The sequence below is a fragment of the Curtobacterium sp. VKM Ac-2889 genome (assembly GCF_015350855.1).
Lineage (GTDB): Bacteria > Actinomycetota > Actinomycetes > Actinomycetales > Microbacteriaceae > Curtobacterium > Curtobacterium poinsettiae.
Window position 1 is genome coordinate 61,388 of sequence record NZ_JADKSC010000004.1, and the last position, 24,295, is coordinate 85,682.

General features: G+C 71.3%; 26 protein-coding genes and 1 pseudogene. 13 read left to right on the forward strand and 14 right to left on the reverse strand.

What is annotated here, in order from left to right:
• Nucleotides 1–41 precede the first annotated feature (41 nt).
• The gene (locus ITJ50_RS13455) at nucleotides 42–254 is read right to left on the reverse strand and encodes a hypothetical protein (protein WP_139179817.1); all 213 of its coding nucleotides are present in this window, start codon (nucleotides 252–254) and stop codon (nucleotides 42–44) included.
• Between the two features lie 84 nt (nucleotides 255–338).
• Nucleotides 339–602, reverse strand: coding sequence for a hypothetical protein (locus tag ITJ50_RS13460; RefSeq protein WP_042538212.1), 264 nt, complete (start codon nucleotides 600–602; stop codon nucleotides 339–341).
• A gap of 80 nt (nucleotides 603–682) precedes the next feature.
• Between ITJ50_RS13460 and ITJ50_RS13465 the strand changes: the two genes are divergently transcribed.
• Nucleotides 683–1,255, forward strand: a complete 573-nt coding sequence (locus tag ITJ50_RS13465) for an ArsR/SmtB family transcription factor (RefSeq protein ID WP_031260402.1) — start codon at nucleotides 683–685, stop codon at nucleotides 1,253–1,255.
• Nucleotides 1,240–2,499, forward strand: coding sequence for an MFS transporter (locus tag ITJ50_RS13470; RefSeq protein ID WP_042538214.1), 1,260 nt, complete (start codon nucleotides 1,240–1,242; stop codon nucleotides 2,497–2,499). Before ITJ50_RS13465 ends, ITJ50_RS13470 begins: the two co-directional genes overlap by 16 nt.
• 208 nt (nucleotides 2,500–2,707) lie before the next feature.
• On the opposite strand, the gene ITJ50_RS13475 is transcribed toward ITJ50_RS13470, so the two are convergent.
• From ITJ50_RS13475 to ITJ50_RS13505, 7 genes are all read right to left on the reverse strand, one after another.
• On the reverse strand, nucleotides 2,708–3,178 hold the full coding sequence (locus ITJ50_RS13475; RefSeq protein ID WP_042538216.1) for a hypothetical protein: 471 nt from the start codon (nucleotides 3,176–3,178) through the stop codon (nucleotides 2,708–2,710).
• A 176-nt stretch (nucleotides 3,179–3,354) separates the two neighbouring features.
• A complete protein-coding gene (locus ITJ50_RS13480; protein ID WP_139179816.1) occupies nucleotides 3,355–3,660 on the reverse strand; it encodes a hypothetical protein in 306 nt (101 codons plus the stop codon).
• A 66-nt stretch (nucleotides 3,661–3,726) separates the two neighbouring features.
• A complete protein-coding gene (locus tag ITJ50_RS13485; RefSeq protein WP_194590686.1) occupies nucleotides 3,727–4,182 on the reverse strand; it encodes an HIT family protein in 456 nt (151 codons plus the stop codon).
• A 59-nt stretch (nucleotides 4,183–4,241) separates the two neighbouring features.
• A complete protein-coding gene (locus ITJ50_RS13490) occupies nucleotides 4,242–4,460 on the reverse strand; it encodes a cold-shock protein (protein WP_194590687.1) in 219 nt (72 codons plus the stop codon).
• 34 nt (nucleotides 4,461–4,494) lie between these two features.
• Entirely contained in the window at nucleotides 4,495–5,028 is a 534-nt protein-coding gene (locus ITJ50_RS13495) for a hypothetical protein (RefSeq protein ID WP_194590688.1), read from the reverse strand.
• A 38-nt stretch (nucleotides 5,029–5,066) separates the two neighbouring features.
• The gene (locus ITJ50_RS13500; protein WP_042538287.1) at nucleotides 5,067–7,565 is read right to left on the reverse strand and encodes a bifunctional lysylphosphatidylglycerol flippase/synthetase MprF; all 2,499 of its coding nucleotides are present in this window, start codon (nucleotides 7,563–7,565) and stop codon (nucleotides 5,067–5,069) included.
• A gap of 5 nt (nucleotides 7,566–7,570) precedes the next feature.
• The gene (locus ITJ50_RS13505; protein ID WP_017888425.1) at nucleotides 7,571–8,902 is read right to left on the reverse strand and encodes an alpha/beta hydrolase; all 1,332 of its coding nucleotides are present in this window, start codon (nucleotides 8,900–8,902) and stop codon (nucleotides 7,571–7,573) included.
• A 183-nt stretch (nucleotides 8,903–9,085) separates the two neighbouring features.
• On the opposite strand from ITJ50_RS13505, the gene ITJ50_RS13510 reads away from it, so the two are divergent.
• On the forward strand, nucleotides 9,086–9,778 hold the full coding sequence (locus ITJ50_RS13510; RefSeq protein WP_323749913.1) for a CoA pyrophosphatase: 693 nt from the start codon (nucleotides 9,086–9,088) through the stop codon (nucleotides 9,776–9,778).
• Here ITJ50_RS13510 and ITJ50_RS13515 read toward each other — a convergent pair.
• A complete protein-coding gene (locus ITJ50_RS13515) occupies nucleotides 9,690–10,919 on the reverse strand; it encodes an ROK family protein (RefSeq protein ID WP_194590689.1) in 1,230 nt (409 codons plus the stop codon). The two genes, ITJ50_RS13510 and ITJ50_RS13515, sit on opposite strands and share 89 nt — an antisense overlap.
• Nucleotides 10,920–11,051: 132 nt before the next feature.
• On the opposite strand from ITJ50_RS13515, the gene ITJ50_RS13520 reads away from it, so the two are divergent.
• The 6 genes from ITJ50_RS13520 (at nucleotide 11,052) to ITJ50_RS13545 (ending at nucleotide 18,265) form a co-directional block, all read left to right on the forward strand.
• Nucleotides 11,052–12,350, forward strand: coding sequence for an ABC transporter substrate-binding protein (locus ITJ50_RS13520; protein WP_194590690.1), 1,299 nt, complete (start codon nucleotides 11,052–11,054; stop codon nucleotides 12,348–12,350).
• A 12-nt stretch (nucleotides 12,351–12,362) separates the two neighbouring features.
• Nucleotides 12,363–13,331 carry a carbohydrate ABC transporter permease gene (locus ITJ50_RS13525; RefSeq protein ID WP_017888420.1) on the forward strand — a complete coding sequence of 323 codons (969 nt, stop codon included), beginning with the start codon at nucleotides 12,363–12,365 and terminating at the stop codon, nucleotides 13,329–13,331.
• Nucleotides 13,331–14,251 (forward strand): carbohydrate ABC transporter permease, encoded by a 921-nt coding sequence (locus ITJ50_RS13530; protein ID WP_017888419.1) that lies wholly within the window; start codon nucleotides 13,331–13,333, stop codon nucleotides 14,249–14,251. Before ITJ50_RS13525 ends, ITJ50_RS13530 begins: the two co-directional genes overlap by 1 nt.
• Nucleotides 14,252–14,328: 77 nt before the next feature.
• Complete coding sequence (locus tag ITJ50_RS13535) at nucleotides 14,329–15,987, forward strand: glycoside hydrolase family 13 protein (protein WP_194590691.1); 1,659 nt, start codon at nucleotides 14,329–14,331, stop codon at nucleotides 15,985–15,987.
• Between the two features lie 125 nt (nucleotides 15,988–16,112).
• Nucleotides 16,113–17,048 carry an ABC transporter ATP-binding protein gene (locus ITJ50_RS13540; RefSeq protein WP_017888417.1) on the forward strand — a complete coding sequence of 312 codons (936 nt, stop codon included), beginning with the start codon at nucleotides 16,113–16,115 and terminating at the stop codon, nucleotides 17,046–17,048.
• Entirely contained in the window at nucleotides 17,045–18,265 is a 1,221-nt protein-coding gene (locus tag ITJ50_RS13545) for an ABC transporter permease (RefSeq protein ID WP_194590692.1), read from the forward strand. The genes ITJ50_RS13540 and ITJ50_RS13545 overlap by 4 nt, the downstream gene beginning before the upstream one ends.
• A 69-nt stretch (nucleotides 18,266–18,334) precedes the next feature.
• On the opposite strand, the gene ITJ50_RS13550 is transcribed toward ITJ50_RS13545, so the two are convergent.
• From ITJ50_RS13550 to pnuC, 4 genes and pseudogenes are all read right to left on the reverse strand, one after another.
• Entirely contained in the window at nucleotides 18,335–18,643 is a 309-nt protein-coding gene (locus ITJ50_RS13550) for a winged helix-turn-helix domain-containing protein (protein WP_194590693.1), read from the reverse strand.
• The gene (locus tag ITJ50_RS13555; RefSeq protein ID WP_194590694.1) at nucleotides 18,640–19,074 is read right to left on the reverse strand and encodes a chemotaxis protein CheY; all 435 of its coding nucleotides are present in this window, start codon (nucleotides 19,072–19,074) and stop codon (nucleotides 18,640–18,642) included. Before ITJ50_RS13555 ends, ITJ50_RS13550 begins: the two co-directional genes overlap by 4 nt.
• 142 nt (nucleotides 19,075–19,216) lie before the next feature.
• The gene (locus ITJ50_RS13560) at nucleotides 19,217–19,849 is read right to left on the reverse strand and encodes a TetR/AcrR family transcriptional regulator (protein WP_194590695.1); all 633 of its coding nucleotides are present in this window, start codon (nucleotides 19,847–19,849) and stop codon (nucleotides 19,217–19,219) included.
• Between the two features lie 66 nt (nucleotides 19,850–19,915).
• Nucleotides 19,916–20,582, reverse strand: a pseudogene (gene pnuC / locus ITJ50_RS13565) (nicotinamide riboside transporter PnuC).
• Nucleotides 20,583–20,977: 395 nt separating this feature from the next.
• Between pnuC and ITJ50_RS13570 the strand changes: the two are divergent.
• Genes ITJ50_RS13570 through ITJ50_RS13585 form a run of 4 tightly spaced genes read left to right on the forward strand, consistent with a single transcriptional unit; the run spans nucleotide 20,978 to nucleotide 23,819 of the window.
• On the forward strand, nucleotides 20,978–21,532 hold the full coding sequence (locus tag ITJ50_RS13570; protein ID WP_056070388.1) for an alternate-type signal peptide domain-containing protein: 555 nt from the start codon (nucleotides 20,978–20,980) through the stop codon (nucleotides 21,530–21,532).
• A gap of 45 nt (nucleotides 21,533–21,577) precedes the next feature.
• The gene (locus ITJ50_RS13575; RefSeq protein ID WP_071251972.1) at nucleotides 21,578–22,156 is read left to right on the forward strand and encodes a TasA family protein; all 579 of its coding nucleotides are present in this window, start codon (nucleotides 21,578–21,580) and stop codon (nucleotides 22,154–22,156) included.
• Nucleotides 22,153–23,049: a hypothetical protein gene (locus ITJ50_RS13580; RefSeq protein ID WP_020381115.1), complete on the forward strand. Its 897-nt coding sequence runs from the start codon at nucleotides 22,153–22,155 to the stop codon at nucleotides 23,047–23,049. The genes ITJ50_RS13575 and ITJ50_RS13580 overlap by 4 nt, the downstream gene beginning before the upstream one ends.
• On the forward strand, nucleotides 23,046–23,819 hold the full coding sequence (locus tag ITJ50_RS13585; RefSeq protein WP_228499920.1) for a signal peptidase I: 774 nt from the start codon (nucleotides 23,046–23,048) through the stop codon (nucleotides 23,817–23,819). The genes ITJ50_RS13580 and ITJ50_RS13585 overlap by 4 nt, the downstream gene beginning before the upstream one ends.
• The last annotated feature ends 476 nt before the right edge of the window (nucleotides 23,820–24,295 follow it).

Consider the following 24,295-nt stretch of genomic DNA (forward strand, 5'->3'; position numbering starts at 1 on the left):
GGGCCGGATCGCGGTTCCGCTGGTTCCGGTTCCTCTGGGCGCTACTGGAACTGACCGATGCGGAGCGAGTCGAGGATCCCGCCGATGTCGATGAGCGGGCCCTGGACGAGGGGGCCCTGGATGAGTGCCGGGGACGTCGCGTTCGTGGAGGTGTCTTCGGCGGCGTTCGCAGCGGTCGCGTTCGTTGCGAGACCGCCGAGCGTCAGCGCCACGGCGATGGTCGCGGTGCTCAGGATGCGGGTGTTCTTCTTCACGGGAAGCTCCTCGTCGACTGTCGGCGGCCGGACTTCGGCCACCGTGGAGTCGTTCGGGGCCACCGTGGTGACCGGTTTGGTCGTTCACACGGTGTTCAGATCGCTCCGCTCGTGCGACCCACTGTGCGGACGCCCGTACTCGCGCCACCCGCCCTGGCCGTAGGTGTCGTAGGCCGCCGTCGACGCGACCGTCGCCCCTGCCCCGTCCGTCTGGACGAAGTACGGGGTCGGATCGCCCTCGGTCGTCCGCCGCACCCAGGCGAGTGACGCCACGTTGCCGGCTCCGCTCGCGTCCGTCAGGCACTGCAGACTCTCAGCCGGGAGCGCGCCGTCGGTCTCGAGCTCCACGTCGCCGCAATCCTCACGGTTCGGGAACGGATACGCCCCGGGAAACTCCACAACACTCCTTGTGCATGTAGGGTCGCACCATGATTGCAGGACGGATCGACGACCCCGCCCAGATGCGCGCCCTGGCCCACCCGACGCGCCTGCGCATCCTCGGCCTGTTGCGGGCAAACGGCCCGCAGACCGCCGCGACGCTGGGCGACGTCATCGACGAGGCTCCGGGCACGATCAGCTACCACTGCACCAGACTCGCGGCTGCAGGCTTCATCGAACCCGCTCCGGACGCCGGCACGGACCGCCGCGAGCGCTGGTGGCGAGCCGCGCACGAGGCCTCCGTGTGGGAGCTCGCCGACGCGCTCGACGACCCGGAGCGGTTGCTCGCCACGAACGCCCTCGACCACGCGGTCGCCCGTGTGTACGCGGCGAACTACGAGGCCTTCGTCGACCACGCGCCGACGTTCGGCCGCGAGTGGGTGGCGGCGTCCTCGAGCACCGACCGAGTGCTCCGGCTCACGGCGGCTGAACTCCAGGACATGGGCGAGGAACTCCGTCAGGTCGTCGACCGCTGGGCCGATGTCGCCGCCGAGCACAGCGCCGACGACGGTTCCGAGCAGGTCTTCGTGCTGAACCAGGCGTACCGATGGCCGCGCAGCTGAGCCCCCGCGCACAACTGCGCGCGCTGCTGGCGGTGCAGGTGGTGTCACGGATCGGGAACGTCGTCACCACCATCACCGTGCCGTTCGCCGTCCTGGCGCGCGGCGGTTCCGCCACCGACGTCGGCATCGCCGCGTTCATGGCGACGGTCCCGATCGTGCTCGGCGGCCCGTTCGGTGGTGCCCTCGTGGAGCGGGTGGGCTTCGTCCGCTCGAGCGTCGCCTCCGACCTCATCAGTGGGCTCACGCTGCTCGCGATGCCGGTGCTCGCCTGGACCGTCGGGCTGCCGTTCTGGGCACTCCTCGCGCTCGTCTTCGTCAGCGGCCTGTTCGACACCCCCGGCGAGTCCGCGCGACGGGTGCTCCTGCCGGGGCTGGCGACGACGGCGGGGGTGCCGCTGGAACGCGCCGTCGGCCACTTCGAGGCGTCGTCACGGCTGTCGGTGCTGATCGGCGCCCCGCTCGGCGGGACCCTGGTCGCCGTCACGGGTCCGATGCCGGGCCTCGCCTGCGTGGCGATCGCTTTCGGGGCAGCCGCGCTGCTGATGGCGGTCACGGTCCGTGGCGCAGCGGCACCGGTCGAATCCGCCGAGCCGGTGGCGTCGCAGGGGTACTGGCGTGACATCGCCGACGGGTTCCGGTTCTGCGTCCGCGACCCCCTGTTCCGGCTCGTGGTCGCGCTGGTGCTCGTGACGAACCTGCTCGACGCCGCACGCTCGACCACGCTCCTGCCGCTCTACGCCGACCAGCAGCTCGGCGGCGCGCAGGCGCTCGGGCTCGTCACCGGCGTCTTCGGGGGTGCGGCGTTCCTCGGCTCCGTCGCCTTCGGGTACGTGGCGCACCGCGTGCCGCGACGGGTGGTCTTCGCCCTGTGCTTCGTCCTCGCCGGTGGGCCGTCACTGGTCGTTCCGGCGCTCGGGCTCAGCCTGCCGTGGATGCTCGCGTCCGCCGCACTCTCCGGGCTCGCGGCCGGTTCGATCAACCCGATCCTCGGAGCCGTCGAGCTCGAGCGGATCCCGGAGCACATGCGCGCGCGGGTGTTCGGCCTGCTCGGTGCCGGCGCGTGGGCGGGCATCCCCGTCGGCGGCCTGCTCGCCGGACTCGCTGCCGACGGAGTGGGGGTCGAGACCACCTTCGCCGTCGTCGCGGTCGTGTACACCGTCGTGACGCTCACGCCGCTGCTCGGCGGATCGTGGCGGCTCATGGAACGCCGCTCGATCACCGTGCCAGCGGGTTCGACGGCATGACGCCGGGGCGCCCGAGCTGCCGCCGGGCTGCGATCGTGGCCGGACAGCGGCTGCTGGTCGCTCGTGTTCGTACAGCCGCTGCCGGGCGTGCGCGCGGCCGAACTGCCGACGACGCTGGGCCCCGCGCCGTTCGTCAGACTGCCCGGCACGCTGGGGGATCCCCACGTCGTCACCCTGACGTCCGAGGTCCGGAGCGACCTCCACGTGGTCAGTGGCTGTCGGTCATCCCGCTGCTGACGTACGAGGAGTCCACCGTGTCGTCGGTGAGCGTGCAGTTGTAGACGGCGTACGGATCGGTGTGCCCGTCGTCGAAGGTGAAGGGGTAGACGAGCTGGTAGGTCCCGTCGCTACCCGGGTACCCCGACGGGTCGTCCGTGAAGGTCAGGGTGACCCCGGCGTCCGCGGCCCCCTTGCTGCACTCGTCGTAGATGTGCTGCGCGAGCGCCGACGTCCCGGGGGCCTTCGACGGGGACGTTGGCGGAGTCGACGGAGTCTGGTCGTCCGTGGTCGCGGCGTCCGTCGCGGTCGGGGACGGGGACGGGAGCGGGGTCTTGTCCCCGGTCATCGCCGTGGTGGCGGACGGCGCCGGAGTCGGGGTGCTCGCAGCACAACCGCTGAGGGCGGCGACCACGACGCAGGCAGCCACCGCGGTGAGGCTGACGCGGGTTCGTGTGTTCATCGGTTCTCTCCTTCGGTGGGAGCAGGGTCGCTCACTGAGAGATGTCGTGCGACGGCCGATCCTGACACGGTGTCGGTACCGGCGCACCGCGCCAGCGGGGCGACGGCCGTGCCGGGAGGGACGGTGCCAGCTGGCACCGGGCCTCCCGTCCGCCCTGTGGTCGCGTCGAAGACGCGTCAGCCTTCCCAGGGCCAGTACGTCTGGCAGGTCTCGGGGCTGCCGTTCGTCGAGTTGCACACCTGCACCGGGCCCCAGAGTGCGACGGCGACGAACGCCACCTGTAGCACCAACATGCCCAGGCCGACGATGAACAGGGCGCGGACGCGGCGACGGTCGTCGCGGACGCCGGTCAGCAGCGAGCCGAAGGCGGCGAGCAGCCCGCCGGCCGGGACCACGAGTCCGAGGACGACGGTCACGGTCATCAGGAGCGCGAATTCGCCTCGGGTCGCGCCGAAGCGTCGACCGGTCTGCACTGCAGTCACGGAAGTGAGCTTATTGGCCACCGGGCCACGCCGATGCGCCCACTTCGGGCGGCGGTCTCGGACCGATCAGTTCGACCTGGGCGGGCTGGGATCGCACGCCTCGATCTCGGTCCGAAGCGCGCCACGTTCCGTGACGGTGAGCGGGCGGAGGGGGTACCGGCTGAAGTCCTCACGGAACTCGTACCCGTCACCCTCCTGTCGCGGGATCACGTGCAGGTGGGCGTGCGGAACCCCTTGGTCTGCTTCTCGACCATTCGACATGAGCACGTTCGTGCCGCCGATCGCCGAGCTGAAGACACTCCGGATAGCTCGATCGACCTGCTGCGCGACGAGTGCCATCTCGATGACTTCTGCCTGCGTCATCGAAGCGAAGTCCGCAGCGTGGCGGGTCGGAAGGACGAGCATGTGGCCGCGGTTGATCGGATGGCTGTCCGCGACGACTATCACGTGGTCACCCGCTGCTATGACCTCGAACGAGTTGTCGTCGATGTTCTGGCAGAACGAGCAGACGAGAGGCCCCATGAACGAGACACTAGCGGCGCTCGTCTCCGCCTCACCCGACGCCGTTCACCGGCGCACGTTCAGCGCAGGATGCGGATCCGGTGCGCCCGGTAGATGTACTCGTCCTGCCCGCGAAGGTAGTGCTCGACCTGGAACTCCACGCGTTGTCCGATGGACAGCGTGGCCCATCCGGCCGTCTCCAGGTCGGAGAATTGGACGAAGACATCCGACGGGACGGCGGAAGACCGGAGTGCACCCCAGCCCTCGTCGCCGCTCCACTGCACCACTTCACCGGTCACCGTCTCCACGGGGCGACAGCAGCGACCCCGCGGTTCAGCCGCCGCTGCGCTCCCGGCGGCGCACCCGCAGCGTGCCGATCCCCTGCACGATGCACAGGACGCCGCTCGCGACGACGATGACCCCGGTCACGATCCGGCCGACGGAGAACCCGCCGAACAGCAGTGGGGCGACCGCAACAGCGATGAAGATCGCGCCCATCACGATGACGACGACCGGGTTCTGGGCGACGAAGAAGTGGCGGCCACCGTTCGCCTCGGCGATGGCGCGGTCACGCGCACGTGGGACGGCGTCGGGGGACCGACCCGCGCGACGATCTGCACGCCGTCGACGGCTGCGCAGGACCAACCACACCGCCGCACCGATGACGACGGCCGCTCCGATCGCGATCCACTCGACGAGCTGGAAGAACCCGAAGACGAGCAGCAGGACGAACCCGACCACGACGCCCGCGAACATGTCCGTGGTCATCCGGTCGGTCCGGCCGTCGACGCTCGTGACGTGGCCGGGGCGACGTTCGTACGGATCGTGCTCGTCCACCGCCGGTCCGTCGGCGCGTTCGGTTCCCATGCACCGAACGTACCGACGGCGCTGGGGAGCCGTCCGGTTCAGCCGACGCGCGCGGCTGGCTGCTCGGCCCGGGCTGCGGGCGCCGGACGCCGTTCGCGCATGATCGCCACCGCCTGGCGGAGCGACAGCCCCGGCAGGTAGGTGCGGACGATGGCGACGCCGATCGTGGGCAGCGCCACCGGGTCCGGGTACGCCATCACCAGTGGGTGCAGGTCGGGGCCGAACTTCGCCTTGAAGCGCAGCAGGGAGCGGAACCCGTAGACCGGTTCGAGGGCTCCGCCGACGACGTCGAGGACCGATTCGACGCCGCTCCGGCCGCCGGTCTGCGGTTCCGCCGAGGACGCGAGCGGTGCCGCGGACAGGCTGAGCCGCTCGGCCCCGTCGGCGCGCATCCGGTCGACCGCACTCGCGACCAGGAACTCCATGACGCCGTTCGGGGCGTCCGGGGCGCGGCGCATCACGTCGAGTGTCCAGCCGACCACCTGGCCGGCGCGGTGGGCGGGCAGCCAGCTGGTGACGGCGAGCACGGTGCCGTCCTCGCCCAGTGCGACGAGCGTGCGGACGGCGGGGTCGCGCATCTCGTCGATCCCGCCCAGGGTGAACCCCATCTCGGGCAGTTCGCGCTCTGCGACCCACTCCTCCGAGATCGCCTCGATCTGGCGGGTGACCGAGCCGGGCAGCGAGGCCCAGTCCGACCAGAGCGCGGTGGTGCCGGAGCGTGCGGCCTTGTTGACGGCCGTGCGGACGTCTTGCTTGCGCTTGCCCGTGGTCGTCCAGGTGCGCGGGTCGAGGTCGGCGTCCTCGGCGACGGGAAGGGTCGTCCAGCCCAGTCGTGCGAGTGCAGCACCGAGGGTGGCGTCGATGCCGTAGAAGACGGGCGTCCAACCGTGATCGTCCGCGGCCCGTGCGAAGCCCTCGAGTGCTGCGAGCCGTGCGTCCTCGTGGCCGAAGGGGCCACCGGTCGTCACGGCGACGCTGCCGGTGCGGTGGTACGCGACCCCGGCGCGGCCGTCCTCGGTGAACCAGTACTCGTTGCCGGGCCAGGTCGTCATCCACCCGAAGGTGTCGCCACCGCCCGCGACCAGCAGGGCACGAGCGGCCACCCGGGCGGCGTCCTGCCCGTCGAGGTCGCTGTCCGAGCGTCCTGCCCCGGTCGGACGGACCGCGGCGATCGCCACCGCGAGCCACAGGAGCGGGCCCGAGATGCCCACGACGAACCGCAGCGCCGGCTCGGCCAGTGCCAGGTGTGTGGGCAGGGTCACGGGGGCGATCGGGCCGAGCACGGCGAGCGCCAGGTGCAGGGGCTCCCGCACGCTGTCGCCCGAGGCCACGGCGACGCCGACGACGACGACCGCGAGCACCAGGGCCGCGCCGGCGACCGTGATCGCGAAGGTCAGCAGTCGTCGCCGGTCGGTCCGGACCGGGAAGTCGGCGCGGCGCAGGACGAGCACCACGGCGGTGGCGATCGGCACCAACACCGATGCGACGAGGGAGAGCGATACCGCGAGGTGGTCCGATGCCAGACGCTGCACGACGGCGTGGTGCCGCTCGGGCAGCACCCCGTACGACACGGCGGTCGCGATGCCGGTGATCAGGTCGACGGTCACCACGAGCCACAGCGCGAACCGGCTGCCACGCCGGAGTCCCACGGCGCCGACCGCCAGGACCACGAGCGGCATCACGGCCAGCAGCGACTGGAACAAGCCGTGCGGGTGCACCGCGGCGAGCGCCCGGACACAGCTGGCGGTCACCCCGGTCACCGAGCAGTGCGGCATCCTCCCGGTCGGCCCGGTGTCGAGCACCACGGCGAGCGGGGCGAGCAGTCCGAACTGAGCACCGGTGACGAGCGCGAGCACGGGTCCGACCGCCGACACCGTCACCGCGGCCACCAGCAGCACCCGGGTCTCGCGTGAGGAGCTCCGCGTCCAGCCGCTCCGCACCGGGGACCGTCGCAGCACGCGACCGAGCACCAGGCCGACGACCAGGGCGAGCGCCGCGTGCAGGTCGGACGCGTGTCCGGCGTAGAGCAGCAGTGCCGCGACGACGGCGATCGACACGACCCGGATCCGGCGCCGCCACAGGGCGCCGGCGAACGCGCTCGCGGTGACGATGGTGCCGACGATCCACGTCCAGGGTCCGACGTGCCCCAGGTGCACGAGGAAACCGCGGTTCGCCGGGGCGCCGTCGAACAGCTGCAGCACGGCGCCGAGGCCGGTCCCCACGACGGTCGTGACGACCATCGCGAGCAGGGTGCGCCGCCAGCCGAGCAGCCGTTCGGACGCCCCGGTGCACACCACGACGGCGACGAAGGTGACGAGGAACCCGACGACGCTGCTCGTCACCGCGACCACGCCGAGCGGACCCATCGTCCCGCCCAGGGAGTCGGGCGTCCGGCCGTCGTGCGCACCGATGCAGCGGAGCACCACGGCGGCGATGCCGGCGACGACCGTCAGGGCCGAGACGACGCTCGTCAGCGGGTACCGACGGGCCACCGGCACGAGACGCTTCGGTCTCGCCCACGCGAAGGCCGCGGCCATCGCGTTCACCGGAGGCCCAGGTGCGCGATGACGCCGGGCATCCCGACGCGCAGGGCGTAGCGGACGGTGTTCCAGTCATGGGCGGAGCCCTCGGACACGAACAGCCGGGTCTGCATGCCGGCGGCGTTCGCGGCGGCGCGGAGTGCCCTGGTCGACGCGACGTAGGGGGCGTCGTCGCTGCCGTAGGCGAACACCGTCAGGTGCCCGGGGTAAGGACCGTGCGCACGCATGATCGCCCGCGGTGCCGCTGCGGCGTACCGCGAGGCCGAGCCGCCGAACCCGTACTGGATGCTGTGCTGGACGGAGCCGTTCAGGGGTGCGAGCTCGCTCGAGATGGCGAAGGTCGTGCCGAACACGCCGGGGTGTGCGGTGGAGAACTGCATGGCGCACGTCGCGCCCTGCGAGAACCCGACGATGCCCCAGGCGGAGGGGGACGCTCCGACGCGCAGGTGCTGCCGGATCCAGTTCGTGGTGTCGGTCATGATGTACGTCGCGGAGCGGCCGAGGGACGAGTCGACGCACATCGGGTTGCGGTCCGGCGCTCCGAGCTGGTCGGGTGCGACGACGATCGGGGCGAGCCCGTGGTGTGCCGCAGCGAAGGCGTCCATCACCGCGCCGAGCCGGCCGGCCTGGAACATGTCGCTCGGCTGGCCGGGTTGCCCGGCGAGGCTGATCAGGACGGGCAGGGTCGGCGGTCGTTCGGTCAGTGCTGCGGGCGGCAGGTACACGACCGCCGGCCGTGCGTGGAAGTGGGAGACGGTCGACGGGATGTCGACGGAGAGCACCTTCCCACGCCGCGGCATGCCGGCGGGTGCCCGCCAGGTGGCCGGGTCCACCACCGGACTGGAGGCGCGCCCCACCCCCGTCTCGTGTCCCAGCGGACCGGATGGGTACGGATCCGTCGTCACGGCCTGCTCGATCGTGCGGTACGCGCCGAAGTCGACGTTGACGCCGAGGACGGCGGCCAGCGCCACCGCCACCGCCGCGAGCAGGCCGAGGACGCGGCGCAGCCAGCCGCCCTGGACGACGACCACGACGAGCAGGCCGACACCGCCGAAGGCCAAGGCCACCCACATCCGGGTGACCGGCGTGAACGACACCCCGTACAGGTCCTGCACGTCGCCGAACCACCACACCGCGACCAAGCCGAGCACGGCTCCGACGGCCATGGCGCCGAGCCGCCAGACCAGGCCCCGGACCGGGTGCCGGGAGCGACGACCGAACGCGGGCAGGAGCGCGGCGACGGTGAGGAGCACCGCGATGACGTCGACCGGGACGAGCACGGACGGTGCGACGACGGCGATGTGGAACAGGGGTCGGAGCAGATCGTGGAACATGGGGCCTCCCGGCGGACGTTGCCATCGTGGCGGTGGCCCGCTGCGAACGGGGCACCGAGGCGCTTCCGGTTCCCACAGTTCCCACCTGCGCGGCTCCCAGGCAGTACTCGAACAATCCCCAGCGAACCGTCCGGAGCGACGGGCCCGCCGGACCTCTCGGTGGCGCACACCTAGGGTGAACGGGTGACGCACGACGGATCGGTACAAGCTGCACTCGCGGCGGTCGCAGCGGACGGCTGGGGGGACGGCGGGCCGCTCGTCGAACCCGGCAGCACGGCCTCGCCACGTCGGGCCGCGGTCCTGATGCTCTTCGGCGCGCTCGACCACACGCCGAGCGACCGACCGGCAGCAGCACCCGGGGTCCCGCGCGACCTCGACGTCCTGCTCCTCGCCCGGGCCACGACCCTGCGCGCGCACGCGGGTGAGGTCGCGTTCCCCGGCGGACGCATCGACCCCGGTGACGCGGACGCCGTCGCCGCCGCACTCCGCGAGGCACAGGAGGAGACGGGGCTCGACCCCGCTGGCGTCGAGGTGCTCGGCCCCCTGCCCGCCGTACCGCTGGCGTTCTCGAACCACCTGGTCCAGCCGGTCATCGGCTGGTGGCGGGACCCGTCACCGATCCACGTCGTCGACGAGCACGAGTCGGCCGCGGTGTTCCGGGTACCGGTTGCCGATCTGCTCGACCCGGCGAACCGCGGCGTGACAGTGATCCGCCGCGGTGGTCAGGAGTGGCGCGGAGCAGCGTTCACCATCGAGGCCGACGGCGACGACCACCTGGTGTGGGGCTTCACCGCGATGCTGCTGGATGCACTGTTCGACCGACTCGGTTGGACGGAACCGTGGGACCGGGACCACGAGGTGCCGCTGCCCGGCTGAGCAGCGGAAAGGACAGCGGGTCGGCCCGCACCGCATCGACCGCGTGGGCCACGGCCCCGATCACGACGACGTCGGCTCCGAGCGACGACGCGACGAGTTCGGGCACCGGGTCGAAGTGCCCCTCGGCGAGCAGGTCGCGCGCGCGTTCGATGACGGCGACCGCGGGCTGGGCGATCGCGCCGGCGACCACCACGCGGTCGATGTCGAGCAAGCTCGCGAGCAGGACGCAGACCCGGGCCAGGCGGTCGCCCAGACGGTCGACGATGGTGCGCGCGACCGGATCGCCGCTCCGTGCGGCCGCGAACACCAGGGCGGCGTCCGCGGCGAGCGCGGCGTCCGCGGGGATGTGCCCGGCGACGACGGCGTCGGCCACGAAGGTTCGGGCGACGGCGCCGATGCCGGCGGACGAACCGACGCCCTCGACGAGCTCGAGCACCCGCATCTCCCCCGCTCCGCCGTGGGCGCCGCGCAGCAGGACCCCGTCGACGACGAGGCCCGCGCCGTAGCGTTCGCCGGACAGCAGCGCCGCGAAGGACGCGTCACCCGAGGACGGCCGTTCGGCGAGCGCGGCGAGGTTCGCATCGTTCTCGACGAGCACCATCCCGCCCGGCACGGTGCCGTCGAACCCCGGGTTCATCCGGACCCAGAAGCCCCCGTCGTCGGGCGAGGCACCGGCGGCGTCGACCGGTGCGGGGACACCCACGACGGTGACCAGGACCCGGGTGCGGTCGACGCCTGCCGAAGCGAGCGCAGCGGCCACGGTGTCGGCGATGACCCGGAGCCGCACGGGCACGTCGAGGCCAGATGCACCGAGCGCCCCCTCGGCACGGCCCAGGACGGTGCCGCGCAGGTCGGCGACGAAGGTGGTGACCCGGTGCTGGCCGGCGTCCACGCCGACGACGACCCCGGCGACGGTGTCGAGTTCGTAGCGCCGGGCGGGGCGTCCCATCCGGTACTCCCCCGCGGCACGGGCGTCGTCGAGCTCGCGGAGCCAGCCGAGCCGGACGAGTTCCTCGGCCGCACCCAGGACGGTCGACCGGGTCAGCCCGGTGGCGTCGATCGCCTCGGTCGCGGTGAACGCCGCGGAGTCGAAGGCGTACGCGAGCAGCGTCTCTGCGCTCGTTCCACGGGGCGGCGGCATGCCGTGACCCTATCGTGCGACGAGTTCCTTGCGGAATTAGATTTTCTCGCTACATTTAGTTCCGCGGGCAGCATCGGAGCCGCTCGCGGGACGGAACGGCAGGGACGCCGGGTCCGGACGGACGGAGACGACGTGCAAGCACACGCCACCGCCAGGAACGCAGCCTCGGTCAGCCGACGCTCGTTCCTGCTGGGAGCGGGCGGCATCGGGGCGGGCCTCGCGCTCGCCGGGTGCGCCCCGATCGGGTCCTCGAGCGCCAAGCAGGAGACCATCACGTTCTACGTGTCGAAGCCCGAGGTCATCGGCTACTTCGACGAGCTCATCGCACGGTTCCACCAGACCCAGTCGAAGATCCGGGTCGTCCGCGACTCGACCTCGAGCATGTCGGCGAACTTCGTCCGGAACCGACCGCCGGACCTCGGCTGCTGGAACTACAACTTCTCGGTCGTGCCGTTCGTCGAGCACGGTGCGCTGACGGACCTGTCCGACCTGCCGCAGGCCGACACCATCAACCCCGACCTGTGGCCGCTCATGGAGCAGACCGCCGACTACCCCGGCCGGAAGAGCGCCCTGCCCTACTCGGTGACCGCGGCGTCGGTGATCTACAACAAGGCACTGTTCGCGGAGCAGGGGATCGAGGTCCCGACGACGTGGAGCGAGTTCGCCGACGTGTGCGAGCGCCTGACGAAGGCCGGCATCGCGCCGATCTACGGCACGTTCAAGGACAACTGGACGATCGCCCAGGGCATGTTCGACTACTCGATCGGCGGCATGATCGACACCCCGGCGACCTTCGAGGCCCTGCGGCGCGAGGGCACGAACGTCGGCACGGGATCGGCCGTCTCGTTCGAGCGCGACCTGCGGGAGCCGATGGAGCGCATGGTGCGACTCCGCGCCTGGCACCAGGACGGCGCCGCGAGCCGTGGGTACGGCGACGGCAACCTCGCCTTCGCCCAGGGCAAGGCGGGCATGTACCTGCAGGGACCGTGGGCGCTCGGTGAGATCGCCAAGACGAACAAGGACATGGACCTCGGCACCTTCCCGCTGCCCGTCACCGACGACCCGGCCGACCGGAAGGTGCGCGTGAACGTCGACCTGGCCCTCTGGATCCCGGAGGCGTCGCGCAAGCAGGAGGCCGCCCGCGAGTTCCTGACCTTCCTGATGCAGTCGAAGGTCAACGACCAGTACAACGCGGACAACAACGGCTTCGGCGTTCGCAAGGACGCTCCCCCGGCGTCGAACCCCGCCCTGCGCGGCATGCAGTCGTACTACGACGACGCAGCCTTCTACCTCGGTGCCTCGCAGCTCATCCCCGCCGAGATCCCGGTCGCGAACTCCGCGCAGTCGATCGCCTTCGGCGGCGACCCGCAGCGCCAGCTCCGCACCCTCGACGCCGACTGGGCGCGTCTCGCGCTCCGCACGGCCGCGTAAGGAGACGTCCGAATGGCAACCACGACCACCGAATCGATCACGACGGCGGACCGCCGCCGCCGTGGCGGGGCCGCCCCGGGCCTCCAGGCCGGACGACGGAAGGGGCTGCGGGACGGACGCCGGAAGCCCCGCGTCGACCCACTGTTCCTGGCGTTCCTGCTGCCCACGCTGGTGCTCTTCACGCTCGCCATCACGCTGCCGGCCGTGATGGGCATCGTGCTGAGCTTCACGAACTCCGTCGGCTTCGGCGAGTTCCGCTTCACCGGGCTCACCAACTACATCGCGGTGTTCTCCGACCCGGCGATCCTGCAGGCGTACCTGTTCACGCTCGGGTTCTCGCTCGTCACCGTGATCGTCGTCAACGCGATCGCGTTCCTGCTCGCCATCGCGCTGACGTCGAAGATCCGCGGCAAGATCGCCCTGCGCGCGGTGTTCGTGCTGCCCATGGTGATCTCGGGCATCGTCATCGCGTACGTGTTCTCGTTCCTGTTCGCGAACAGCCTGCCGGCCTTCGCCACGGCGATCGGGTTCGGCCCGCTCGAGCAGAGCATCCTGGCGGACCCCGATCTGGCCTGGCTGGCGATCGTGGTCGTCACCGCGTGGCAGGCGATCCCGTCGACGCTCCTCATCTACATCGCCGGGGTGCTCTCGATCCCGGGCGAGGTGTACGAAGCGGCGGCCCTCGACGGTGCCAGTGCCTGGCGCCAACTCGTCTCGATCACCGCACCGCTGACCGCGGGCTACATCCTGATCAACCTGGTCATCGGGTTCAAGAACTTCCTGAACTCGTACGACATCATCGTCGGCCTGACCGACGGCGGCCCCGGCACCTCGACCACCAGTGTCGCGATGTCGATCTTCAAGGGCTTCAACGGCGGCGACTACGCCTACCAGATGGCGAACGCCACGATCTTCTTCGTCATCGCGGTCGTCATCGCCGTGATCCAGCTGCGGGCGACCCGCGGGAAGGCAGCGCTCTGATGTCCCTGCAAGCACCCCTGCGACCGGGGACCACCGCGACCGGCAGCATCCGGTCCGTCGACGCCGACCGATCCGCCGGCGGACGATCCGCCGGTCGGCGCGGCGGCACCGCCAACTGGCCCGTCACCGTCGTCCTCGTCCTCTGCGCACTGACCGTCCTCGTGCCGCTCTACGTCACCCTGACGATGGCGTTCAAGACCACCGGCCAGGCGGTCGACGGCAACGCGTTCTCTCTGCCGGCGCCGTTCAGCGTCGACGGCTTCGTGCAGGCGTGGCAGCTGACCGACTTCCCCCGGGCGTTCGGGGTCTCGGTGTTCGTCGCCGCGATCACCGTCGTCGGCACGATCCTGCTCGCCTCGTTCACGGCCTACGCGATCGCCCGGAACTGGGACCGCCGGCTGTTCCGCTGGTCGTTCTTCTACCTGCTCGCCGCGATGTTCCTGCCGTTCCCGGTGCTCGCGCTGTCGCAGGTGAAGCTCACCGGGCTCGCGCACCTGGACAACCCGCTCGGCGTCGCGATCCTGCACGTCATGTTCCAACTGTCCTTCAGCGTGCTGCTCTTCACGGCCTTCCTGCGTTCGATCCCGGCGGAACTGGAGGAGAGTGCACGCATCGACGGTGCGAGCACGGGACAGGTGTTCTGGCGACTCGTGTTCCCGCTGCTGGCACCGATGAGCGCCACCGTCGGCATCTTCGCGTTCCTCGCGTCCTGGAACGACTTCGTGATGCCGTCGCTGATCACCTCCGACCCGGGCTTGCAGACCCTGCCGGTGCTGCAGCAGATGTTCCAGACGCAGTTCAGCAACAACTACAACGTGTCGTTCGCCTCGTACCTGATGGCCATGGCCCCGGCGATCATCGTCTACCTCGTCACCCAGCGGTGGGTGATGGCGGGCGTGACGCAGGGCGCCATCAAGTGACCGACACCGCCGGTGCGGACCCGACCGACACACACCCCACGAACCCGACGAACCCCTCGACCCACGAAAGGCCCGACGTGACCGACACCCTCGCCCAGCCCGCCGCCACCACGAACGACGAGACCTGGTGGCGCCAGGCCAGCGTCTACCAGATCTACCCCCGCTCGTTCGCCGACGCGAACGGCGACGGCATCGGCGACCTGCCCGGCATCACCGAGCGGGTGCCGTACCTGGCCTCACTCGGCGTCGAGGCCGTCTGGCTCAGCCCCTTCTACCCGTCCGCCCTGGCCGACGGCGGCTACGACGTCGACGACTACCGCGACGTCGACCCGCGCCTCGGCACCCTCGACGACTTCGACCGGATGGTCGAGGCACTGCACGCCGCGGGCATCCGGGTGATCGTCGACGTCGTCCCGAACCACACGAGCGACCGGCACGAGTGGTTCCGCGAGGCGCTCGCAGCGCCGAAGGGCTCCCCGGCCCGCGACCGCTACGTGTTCCGCGACGGCAGTGGACCGTCCGGCGAGGACGCCCCCGCCGACTGGATCTCGATCTTCGGCGGGCCGGCCTGGACCGCCGTCGGCGACGGCCAGTGGTACCTGCACAGCTTCGCGAAGGAGCAGCCCGACCTGAACTGGGCGAACCGCGAGGTCCGCGACGACTTCCTGCACACCCTGCGTTTCTGGTCCGACCGCGGCGTCGACGGGTTCCGCATCGACGTGGCCCACGGCCTGGCGAAGGACCTGGGCGAGACCCTGCCCACCTGGGCCGAGCTCGCCGAGATGCCGAAGGACGGCACGCACCCGCTCTGGGACCGCGACGACGTGCACGAGATCTACGCCGAGTGGCGGACGGTCTTCAACGAGTACACGCCGGCCCGCACCGCGGTCGCCGAGGCCTGGGTCCCCGCCCACCGCCGTGCCCGCTACGCCAGCGCCGAGGGGCTCGGTCAGGCGTTCAACTTCGACCTGCTCGAGGCCGACTTCGACGCCGGGCAGTTCCGCACGATCATCGAGTTCAACCTCGGCCTCGCCGAGCAGTCCGGCTCGTCGACCACGTGGGTGTTCTCCAACCACGACGTCGTCCGGCACGCCACCCGCTACGCCCTGCCGCCGCGCGCCGGCGGCACCGACAAGCAGGGCAGCGCCTGGCTGCTCGCCGGCGGCTCGCAGGACGCGCTCGACCGGTCGCTCGGCCTGCGCCGCGCACAGGCCGCCACACTGCTCGAACTCGCCCTGCCCGGCTCCGCCTACCTGTACCAGGGCGAGGAGCTCGGCCTGCACGAGGTCGGCGACATCCCGGACGCCGACCGCCAGGACCCGGCGTTCTTCCGCAACCCGGGCGTCGACGTCGGCCGTGACGGCTGCCGCGTGCCGATCCCGTGGACGCGCACCGGCTCGTCGTTCGGCTTCGGTCCGGACGGCTCGCACCTGCCACAGCCGGCGTGGTTCGCCGACTCCAGCGTCGAGGCCGAGGACGCCGACCCCGACTCCACCCTGCACCTGTACCGGAAGGCGCTCGGCCTGCGCGGCCAGCTGCAGTCCGAGGAACAGCTCGAGTGGATCGAGACCCGCCGCGACGACGTGCTCGCGTTCCGTCGGCCGAACGGATGGACGAGCGTGACGGTCTTCGGCGACGAGCCCTTCGCGCTGCCGGCCGGGGAACTGCTGCTCGCCTCGGCCCCGGTGGTCGACGGCGACCTGTCGGGCGTGGGGACGGCCTGGTTGCGTTCCTGACGGAACCAGGTGGCGGACGGGAGGCGCGGTGCAGGCAGGCACCGTGCCTCCCGTCCGCCGTGGGGTCACCATCTCGGGCCGCGACCGGCATCCGAGACGTCAGCCGCTGCCGGTAGGGTCGCCGCATGAGCGGGGCGAGCATCGGCGTGCAGGACTTCGTGATGCGGTTCGGGGATCGCACCGTGGTCGACGGGCTGTCGTTCGACGTCGCCCCCGGTGAGACGTTCGGGTTGCTCGGCAGCAACGGCTCCGGCAAGACCACGACGATCCGTGCGCTGCTCGGCATCACCACGCCGACGGCGGGGACGCTGACGATCGACGGTCGCCCCTACCGGCCGGCCACGGGCGGAATCGGCTACCTGCCCGAAGAGCGCGGGCTGTACCGCAAGGAATCCGTCATCGACGTGATGACCTACTTCGGGCGTCTGCGCGGGCTGCGCGGCGCCGAAGCGACCGCGTGGAGCATGGACTACCTGGCGCGCGTCGGGCTGGCCGACCGTGCGAAGCTGCGCGTCGACAAGCTGTCCGGCGGGCAGCAGCAGAAGGTGCAGCTCGGCATCACGATCATGGACCAGCCGCGGCTGCTCATCCTCGACGAACCGACCAAGGGGCTCGACCCGGTGAACCGGCGGCTCCTGCTCGACCTGGTCGACGAACGGAAGGCCGACGGCGCGACCGTGGTCCTCGTGACCCACCACATGGACGAGGTCGAGCGGCTCTGCGACCGCATCCTGCTGCTCAAGGACGGCCGGGCCGCCGCCTACGGATCCGTGCCCGACGTGCAGGACGCCTTCGGCGGCGCGGTCGCCCGCGTCGGGCTCGACGGCCCGGTGCCGAAGTCGCCGCTGTACCGGCTCGCCCGGCACGAAGGGCACGTCGCCTACCTCGTCCCCACGCAGGCCGCCGCCCCGGACGGTGCGGACGTCCTGGCGGAACTCGTCGCGGCCGGGGTGCACGTCACCGCGTTCGAGATGCGCCGGATCCCGCTCGACGAGATCTTCGTGCAGGTGTACGGGCACGACGCCCTGGCCTTGACGTCGACCGACGGGGCAGCGGCATGAGCAACCTCGGTACGGTCGTCCGGTTCGAGTTCGTCCGTGCGGTCAAGAAGCCCGCGTTCTGGATCGGCACGCTCGCGCTGCCGGTCGTCATCGTGGTGGTCTCGCTGCTCGTCGGCATCGGACAGGCCGCCGGCACGGACTCGGTGGTTTCCGGGTCGTCGGCCACGAAGACACCGTTCCACTACGTCGACGATTCCGGCCTGGTGTCCGAGTCCGTCGCCGCGAAGTGGGGCGGGACACCGTCCACCAGCGCCGCCGCAGACCGCGCCGCCGTGCGGTCCGGCGACCTCGACGCCTTCATCGTGTTCCCGTCGTCACCGTCCACCACCGCGATCCGGGTCGACGCGGCCGACCGCGGGCTCTTCGCCAACGGCGTGTACTCGTCGCTCGCCCAGCGGGTGCTCGAGCAGAGCGTCGCCGCGTCGGTCGACGACCCCGAGACCGTGCAGCTGCTCCGCAACCCGCCCGCCACCGACGTCACCACCTACGCCGACGGCCGGGTCGCGCCGGGCTGGTTGTCCGTCGTGCCGCCGTTCCTGTTCGTCGCCGCGTTCTTCGGGCTCGTCATCCTGCTCGCCGCCCGGATGGTCACCGTCGTGGTCGAGGAGAAGGAGAACCGGATCTCCGAGATGATCCTGACCACGGTGACCGCGGGCGACCTGATCCGCGGCAAGGTCATCGCGATGCTGCTCGTCGGCTTCGTGCAGGTCAGCGTGTTCGTCGTGCCCGGACTGGTCGGACTGCTCGTCGCCCTGCCGCTGCTGTCGTCGCAGCTCGGCGGGCTGACCATCGACCCGTGGCGGATGGTGACCGGGGCGCTGCTGCTCGTCGGCGGAGTGCTGCTCGCATCGGGGCTGTTCGTCGCCGTCGGGGCCGCGGTGCCGTCGATCAAGGACGCCTCTGCCCTGCAGTCGGCAGCGATCTTCGCGCTGATCATCCCCCTGTACGCGGCGTTCTTCGTGATGACGACGCCGACGTCGCCGGTGGCGCAGTTCTTCACGTACTTCCCGACCTTCACGCCGATCACCGCGATGGTGCGGAACGCCGTCGGGGCCCTGACCGTGACGGAGTCGGTGGTCTGCATCGTCGAGGTGTTCGTCGTCGCCGGGCTGCTGCTGTGGTTCGCCGAGTACCTGTTCCGGCACTCGGTCGCGCAGTACGGGTCGAAGGTGACGGTGCGGCAGGTGCTGTCGTGGCGGCGGGGGCAGCGGGGCTGAGCGGGGCGGTGCTCGGCCCCGTCGGCCCGCGGTGCTCGCGTCGCCGGCCCGCGGAGCTCGCGTCGCTGGTCAGCCGGCGGCGATGCGGCGGAGCGCGTCCAGGTGGGCGGCCCAGACGGCCCGGCCCGAGGCGGTCAGGGTGATCGAAGTCCGGGGCGTCTTGCCCACGAAGCCCTTCCCCACCGACACGTAGCCGGCCGCCTCGAGCGCGGACACCTGCTTGCTCAGCACCGAGTCACTGACCTCGACCGCGTCCCGCACCTCGCGGAACCCCAGCGTGCCGGAGCGGGTCAGGGCGGCGATCACCGAGAAGCGCACCGGGTGCTGCAGCAGGTCGTCGAGCTCGTGCCGCGGGTGCGTCCGTTCCGTGGTGCTCACGAGCGGGCCTCACGAGCCGCACAGACGAGCGCGACCAGCAGGACGAGCCCCGAGGTGATGCCCGACCAGAGCACCGAGCCGTGCACCCACCCGACCACGGCGATCGCCGCCAGGTAGGTGACCGCCCAGCTGGCGATGTAGACGGTCCAGCGGCGGCTCCGGGCGAAGGCCGAGCGGCCGCGGATGCTCACCATGAAGAACACCACCAGGGCGACCAGCGCGACGAGGGTGCCGACGTAGACCGCGGCGAACGCGTCCCCCGTCGTGAGTCCCATGCCGAGCGTGCCGAGCGACGTCGCGACGCCGAGCGCGGTGATGAACGTGACGTACGGCCAGCGGACGGCGTCGTGCGCGCGTCGGCCGATCCGGTCCGCCTGGTCGAGCAGTCGGGCCGCCTCGGCGGGTCCGGGTCGTGCGGTGGTGTGGTCCATGGTGTCCCCTCTCGTTGACACCAGTATGGCAAGTACTTTCCAAATTGGCAAGCAGTTTCCGTATGCGCGAGTCCGCTCGCGATCCGCTTGCGTTCGCGGTGCGCGCTCGTTCGCGGTGCGCTCGCGTTCGCGCTCGCGGCCCTCAGACGCGGACAGGCGTCTCGTTGAGGTCCCACAAGGGAACGGCATGCCGCTTCCACCCCTGACGCAGGGTGTCGGCCGCACGATCGAACTCGACCAGGACGTCGATGTGCGGGCGGACGAGCATCTGGATCTGCAGCCCCTCGTACATCGCGAGCAGCTGTGTCGCCGCCTGGTACGCGGGGATCCCGGCCTCTTCGGCGCCCTTGTCGAAGTCGCGCTGCAGCCCGACGGTCAGCTGCTCGGCGTACTCCTCGAACCGCTTGCGGAACAGTTCGGCGAACCCGGACTCCGAGCTGGCCACGGTAATCAGTCCGGCGAGGACCCGGACGAGGCCCGGATCGGCGACGTCCTCGGCGAGGGTCAGGCGGACGTGCTCGATCATGCACGTCGGCGGGGCCTTCCGTCGGGTCCCGCGCAGCCGCACCCACCGGTCGTAGGTGACCAGCAGCAGGGCGTGCCAGGTCGGGAACAGCCGCTCGACCGTCTCGAGCGGAACGCCGGCGACGTCGGCGATGACCGCGGCGTCGACGTCGTCGAACGGGTGCAACCGGTACGCGCGGATGGCTGCGCGCACGGTGCGCTCTGCGAGGGACTCGTCGTCCTCGACGCGTTCGCCGTGCAGGGGTTCCATCCGACCATTGCAGCGCATCGCGGGCCGTTTGTCTCGTCCCAGAGCGGGGGCCGTGCCCCCAGGCCGTCAGCCGACGGTGATCGGCGCCGCCGGCGGGCGGACCCGCTGGCGCATCCACACGAAGAACCCGGTCAGGGTGAAGACGCCGTAGAAGACGTACATCAGCCCCGATGCGTAGTACCCGGCGGAGAACAGCAGCGGCACGCCGACCAGGTCGACCGCCACCCAGATGAGCCAGAACTCGACCCACCCCTTGGCCATGCCGTAGGTGGCGAGCAGCGAGCCGACGAAGATCCAGGCGTCGCTCCACACCGGTTTCGTAGGATCCGAGCGCGCGGAAGACGGGGGTCAGCAGGGCGGTGCCGCCGACCAGGCCGACGACGAGCAGCAGGCGGGACCGCCAGGAGGCCCAGTGCGGGTCGATCACGGTCGTCGCGTCCTCGGGGCGGTGCGTCCACCGGTACCAGCCGTAGACGCTCACGATGATGAACATGACCTGACGGCCCGCCTGGCCGAGCAGGTTGACGGGGTTGGGGGTGTCGAACAGCGCACCCATGAAGACGGTGAAGAGCAGGGCGTTGCCGACCAGTCCGACCGGCCAGGCCCAGACCTTGCGACGCATGCCGCCGAGGGCGCTGAGCAACCCGAAGACGTTGCCGATCACCTCACGCCACAGCACCGTCTGGTCGCCGATGACGATCTGCGCGTCGAACAACCAACGCACGATGTCCATGGGCCCTCCTCGTTTCCGCCGGACGGTGCAACGACGCCACCCGTACCGGCATTCCTTCCGGGTTTCCCCTGTCCGCACGGAGCGCACACCCAGAAATCGGGGTACAAACCATGTCCTCCAACACGAGGACTCAAATGCCCCCCGTTCTGGGGTCCCGGTGAACGCTCGTTCTCGCTTGTCCGCACTTTGGGGGACAGCTAACGTCGTCCCCAGAGCGAGTCCAGCCCGCCCGAGCAGCAGTCCCTGCGCTCAGAGGCCCGGCGACCGTTCTCGGCACCGGTCAGCCGCGACCCCTTCCAACCACTGGGTCGATGACAACCTCCCCACCGGGCAGGACACCCGAACGTCCCCGGTGGGCTTCAGCGCGCCCAGGCACGCAGGAACGGAACCACTCCATGCACAAGATCGTCACCGGTGCCATCGCCGGCGCAGCAGGCGTCGCACTCCTCCTCGGCGGTGCCGGCACGTTCGCCCTCTGGAACGCCAGCGCCTCGAGCGCCGCGTCCGCGGTGAGCGCCGGCACCCTGACGCTCAGCGCCAACAACGACGGCGCCTGGACCGACATCACGAACGGTCGTTCCGCCGCGATCGACCCGACGAAGGCGCTGATGGTGCCGGGCAACACGTTCCAGTTCACGCAGACGCTGAACATCGGCGCGACCGGCCAGGACCTCAAGGCCAACCTGACCTACGCCAACCAGAGCATCACCGGTGACAGCGCGCTGATCGCCGCCACGACGAAGACGCTGGCCGTCACGTCGACGAGCGCCTCGATCGTGCAGTCCTCGTCGAACGCGAACACCTTCGTCGTCTCGCCGTCGTCGTCCACCTCGACGGTCAAGGTCGTCTTCACCGTGACGCTGCCCGCCGCCGCGACCACCGGTCAGGGCGGCTCGCTCAACCTCAGCGCGCTCGCCTTCACGCTGACCCAGACCGCGATCGGTTCCTGACCCACCGATCGCACCCCACCGACCACGACGACCAGGAGCAGGGACATGACCGCCACACCGCGGACGACGGGACGCCACCGCGCCTCCCGACGCCACCGCTGGGTGTGGCCGGTCGCGCTCGGCCTGGTCGTCGCGGTCGGCACGGCGCTCCTCGGCGTCGGCGGCACCTACGCACTCTGGAACGGCACGGCCAGCACGGCCGCCACCACCGTGCGCTCCGCGACGGCGACCATCACCGTCGGCGGCACGACGGCGATGAACACCGCGGTCCTCGGGCCGGGCACCAGCACCACCGGCACGTTCACCATGCGGAACACCGGGTCGATCCCGCTCTCCGTGCGCGTCACGACGACGTCCTCGAAGTCATCAGTCGCGGCGGCGTCCGGTGAGCTGACGCTCCACCTCGCGATGGTGTCGTCGACCGCGAAGTGCGTGCCCGGGCTCACCGGCACGAGCGCGCGGCTCGCCACCTTCGACACGGGCTCAGGTGTCGTCACCCTGCCGGCCGGGGGCAGCGGGATCGCGTGCCTCGAGATGGCCCTCGACGCCGACGCCCCGCAGACCGTCGCCGGCGCCACCACCGACTTCACCCTCACCGTCACCGGAACGCAGGTCGCCGCATGAACCGCCGCCTCCGGCTCCTCGTCGCCGTGCTCCTCACCGCCGTGTTCGTCGGTGGCACCTCGAGTGCCGCGTGGGCCTTGTGGAGCGCCTCGGGCACCACCGCGGCGAGCACGACGGTCGGCACCGTCACGGCGTCGATCGGCGGCACGAGCGCACTCACCACCGCCTTCTCGGCGAGCGTCACCTCGACGACGAAGCCGATCACCCTGACCGACTCGGGCACCCTCGGCGGCACCGCCACCACCACGGTCTCGGTCGCCTCCGGCAGCTCGACTGCACTCGCCAAGGCCGTCACCGTCGTCGCCTGGCCGGTCGCCTCGACCACGGCCTGCACCACGAGCACGGCCGTCGGAACCGGATCCGTCAGCGGAACCTGGGCGTCGCTGCCGAGCATGAGCGCGAAGCTCGCCGCCGGGGCCTCCGCGATCTGGTGCACGCGCAGCACCCTGCAGTCGTCGGCCCCGGCCGGTGCGACCACCACGGTGAACGTCGGCCTCACCGTCACGAGCGGCACCTGGAGCTCGGGCGTCGTCACCGGCAGCTTCACGCTGACCACCCCGGCGGCGACCGTCGACACCACCCCGTCGCTGGTCTGCACCGACCACGGCGGCTGGTACGTCGAGGTGCGCTGGGACGCCGCGAACCGCCCGCAGGACACCTGGTACGGGGCCTTCGTCGGCTCGACCCCGGTCGGGAAGAAGGCGCAGGACTACTCCGCGTTCATCACGATCGCACCGCCGGACGTCCCCGCGAGCGCCGGCACCTCGGGCACGCTCACCGTCACCGTCAAGGTGCTCGACAGCGCCGGCAACCCCACCTCGACCGTCGCGGGCACCGGCAAGGTCACGCTCTTCACGCAGGACAACGGGGCGGCGATCCGATGCGGCGCATGAGCACCCCCGCCCCACGCACCGGGTGGCGAGCGGTCGTCCGCGCCGTCGCGTTCGGGCTCAGCACCGGGCTCCTGCTCATCGTGGCTGCGCTGGCCGTCGTGCTGATCGTCGTCCCGAAGGCCACGGGGTCGATGCCGCTCACCGTCCTGACGCAGTCGATGGAGCCGACACTCCCCCCGGGCACCCTGCTCGTGGTCCGGCCGACCCCGGTCGAGGACATCCAGGTCGGCGACGTCGTCACCTACCAGATCGTCTCCGGCCAGCCCGCGGTCATCAGCCACCGCGTGGTGTCGGTGTCCTCGTCGTCGGACGGCGGACGGACCTTCGTCCTCAAGGGCGACAACAACGCCGAGGCCGACCCCGCCCCCGTCACCGCCGTGCAGATCCGCGGAGTCCTCTGGTACAGCGTCCCGGACATCGGCCTGGTCAACCAGCTCGTCAACGGGTCGCGCAGCTGGCTCATCCCGCTGGTCGCCGGCGTGCTCCTGACGTACGGCGCGGTCATGATGACCGCCGGCTTCGTCAGCACCGCCCGTCGTCGTCGGGCGGGCACCGGCCGCGGGCGTCGCAGCGCAGCACACCACGTCGGACGGAGCACCACCGAGACCACGACCCCCACCCGGTCTAGGCTCGGTGGACGTGACGGACGGAGTGCAGCGGGCGCGGGAGCTCCTCGACGCAGCGGCCCGACGGCTCCGCGCCGCGGACGTCCCCGACGAAGCGCTCGGCGAGTACGTCCAGCCGAAGGCCGTCCTCGGGATCCGTCGTGACCCCACCATGCGGCCGCTCGGGCGGGTGTGGCGGGTCGGAGCGCTCCTGATCGGGTCGTCCCCCGAGACCGCCGGCGGTGTCTGGGCCACCGGGTCGATCACCCGGGTCACCGAACCCGGTCGTTCGCAGTACCAGTCGGTCTCCGCCGAGGTCCGTCGCGCCTACCGTGCCGCCGCCGCGAAGGGACACTTCGCCGCAGGTGAGACGGTCAACCACGGCGCCGTCCCGATCCCCGTCGACGAGACCCTGGTCGCCGCCGACGGTGTGCTCTTCGTCGCCGACGACGTGCCCTCCGTCCGGTGGTCCCCGACGGCAGGCGCCGCCGTCCCCCTCGCCGACTACCTGGCCGACCGCGTCGGACTGCTCGTCGATCCCCCGCGGGGGGCGACCGACTGACACGGCACCGCCCGTCGCACGGTGCGGGGTTCGTCGTGCGGTGCAGGTTCGTCGCGCCTGCGCACCGTGCAGCGCGGGA

Coding starts and splice junctions, on each gene's coding strand:
- ITJ50_RS13465 (WP_031260402.1), top strand. CDS start 683: ATGATTGCAGGACGGATCGACGACCCCGCCCAGATGCGCGCCCTGGCC.
- ITJ50_RS13470 (WP_042538214.1), top strand. CDS start 1,240: ATGGCCGCGCAGCTGAGCCCCCGCGCACAACTGCGCGCGCTGCTGGCG.
- ITJ50_RS13475 (WP_042538216.1), bottom strand. CDS start 3,178: ATGAACACACGAACCCGCGTCAGCCTCACCGCGGTGGCTGCCTGCGTC.
- ITJ50_RS13485 (WP_194590686.1), bottom strand. CDS start 4,182: ATGGGGCCTCTCGTCTGCTCGTTCTGCCAGAACATCGACGACAACTCG.
- ITJ50_RS13495 (WP_194590688.1), bottom strand. CDS start 5,028: ATGGGAACCGAACGCGCCGACGGACCGGCGGTGGACGAGCACGATCCG.
- ITJ50_RS13500 (WP_042538287.1), bottom strand. CDS start 7,565: ATGGCCGCGGCCTTCGCGTGGGCGAGACCGAAGCGTCTCGTGCCGGTG.
- ITJ50_RS13505 (WP_017888425.1), bottom strand. CDS start 8,902: ATGTTCCACGATCTGCTCCGACCCCTGTTCCACATCGCCGTCGTCGCA.
- ITJ50_RS13515 (WP_194590689.1), bottom strand. CDS start 10,919: ATGCCGCCGCCCCGTGGAACGAGCGCAGAGACGCTGCTCGCGTACGCC.
- ITJ50_RS13525 (WP_017888420.1), top strand. CDS start 12,363: ATGGCAACCACGACCACCGAATCGATCACGACGGCGGACCGCCGCCGC.
- ITJ50_RS13530 (WP_017888419.1), top strand. CDS start 13,331: ATGTCCCTGCAAGCACCCCTGCGACCGGGGACCACCGCGACCGGCAGC.
- ITJ50_RS13540 (WP_017888417.1), top strand. CDS start 16,113: ATGAGCGGGGCGAGCATCGGCGTGCAGGACTTCGTGATGCGGTTCGGG.
- ITJ50_RS13545 (WP_194590692.1), top strand. CDS start 17,045: ATGAGCAACCTCGGTACGGTCGTCCGGTTCGAGTTCGTCCGTGCGGTC.
- ITJ50_RS13555 (WP_194590694.1), bottom strand. CDS start 19,074: ATGGACCACACCACCGCACGACCCGGACCCGCCGAGGCGGCCCGACTG.
- ITJ50_RS13560 (WP_194590695.1), bottom strand. CDS start 19,849: ATGGAACCCCTGCACGGCGAACGCGTCGAGGACGACGAGTCCCTCGCA.
- ITJ50_RS13570 (WP_056070388.1), top strand. CDS start 20,978: ATGCACAAGATCGTCACCGGTGCCATCGCCGGCGCAGCAGGCGTCGCA.
- ITJ50_RS13575 (WP_071251972.1), top strand. CDS start 21,578: ATGACCGCCACACCGCGGACGACGGGACGCCACCGCGCCTCCCGACGC.
- ITJ50_RS13580 (WP_020381115.1), top strand. CDS start 22,153: ATGAACCGCCGCCTCCGGCTCCTCGTCGCCGTGCTCCTCACCGCCGTG.
- ITJ50_RS13585 (WP_228499920.1), top strand. CDS start 23,046: ATGAGCACCCCCGCCCCACGCACCGGGTGGCGAGCGGTCGTCCGCGCC.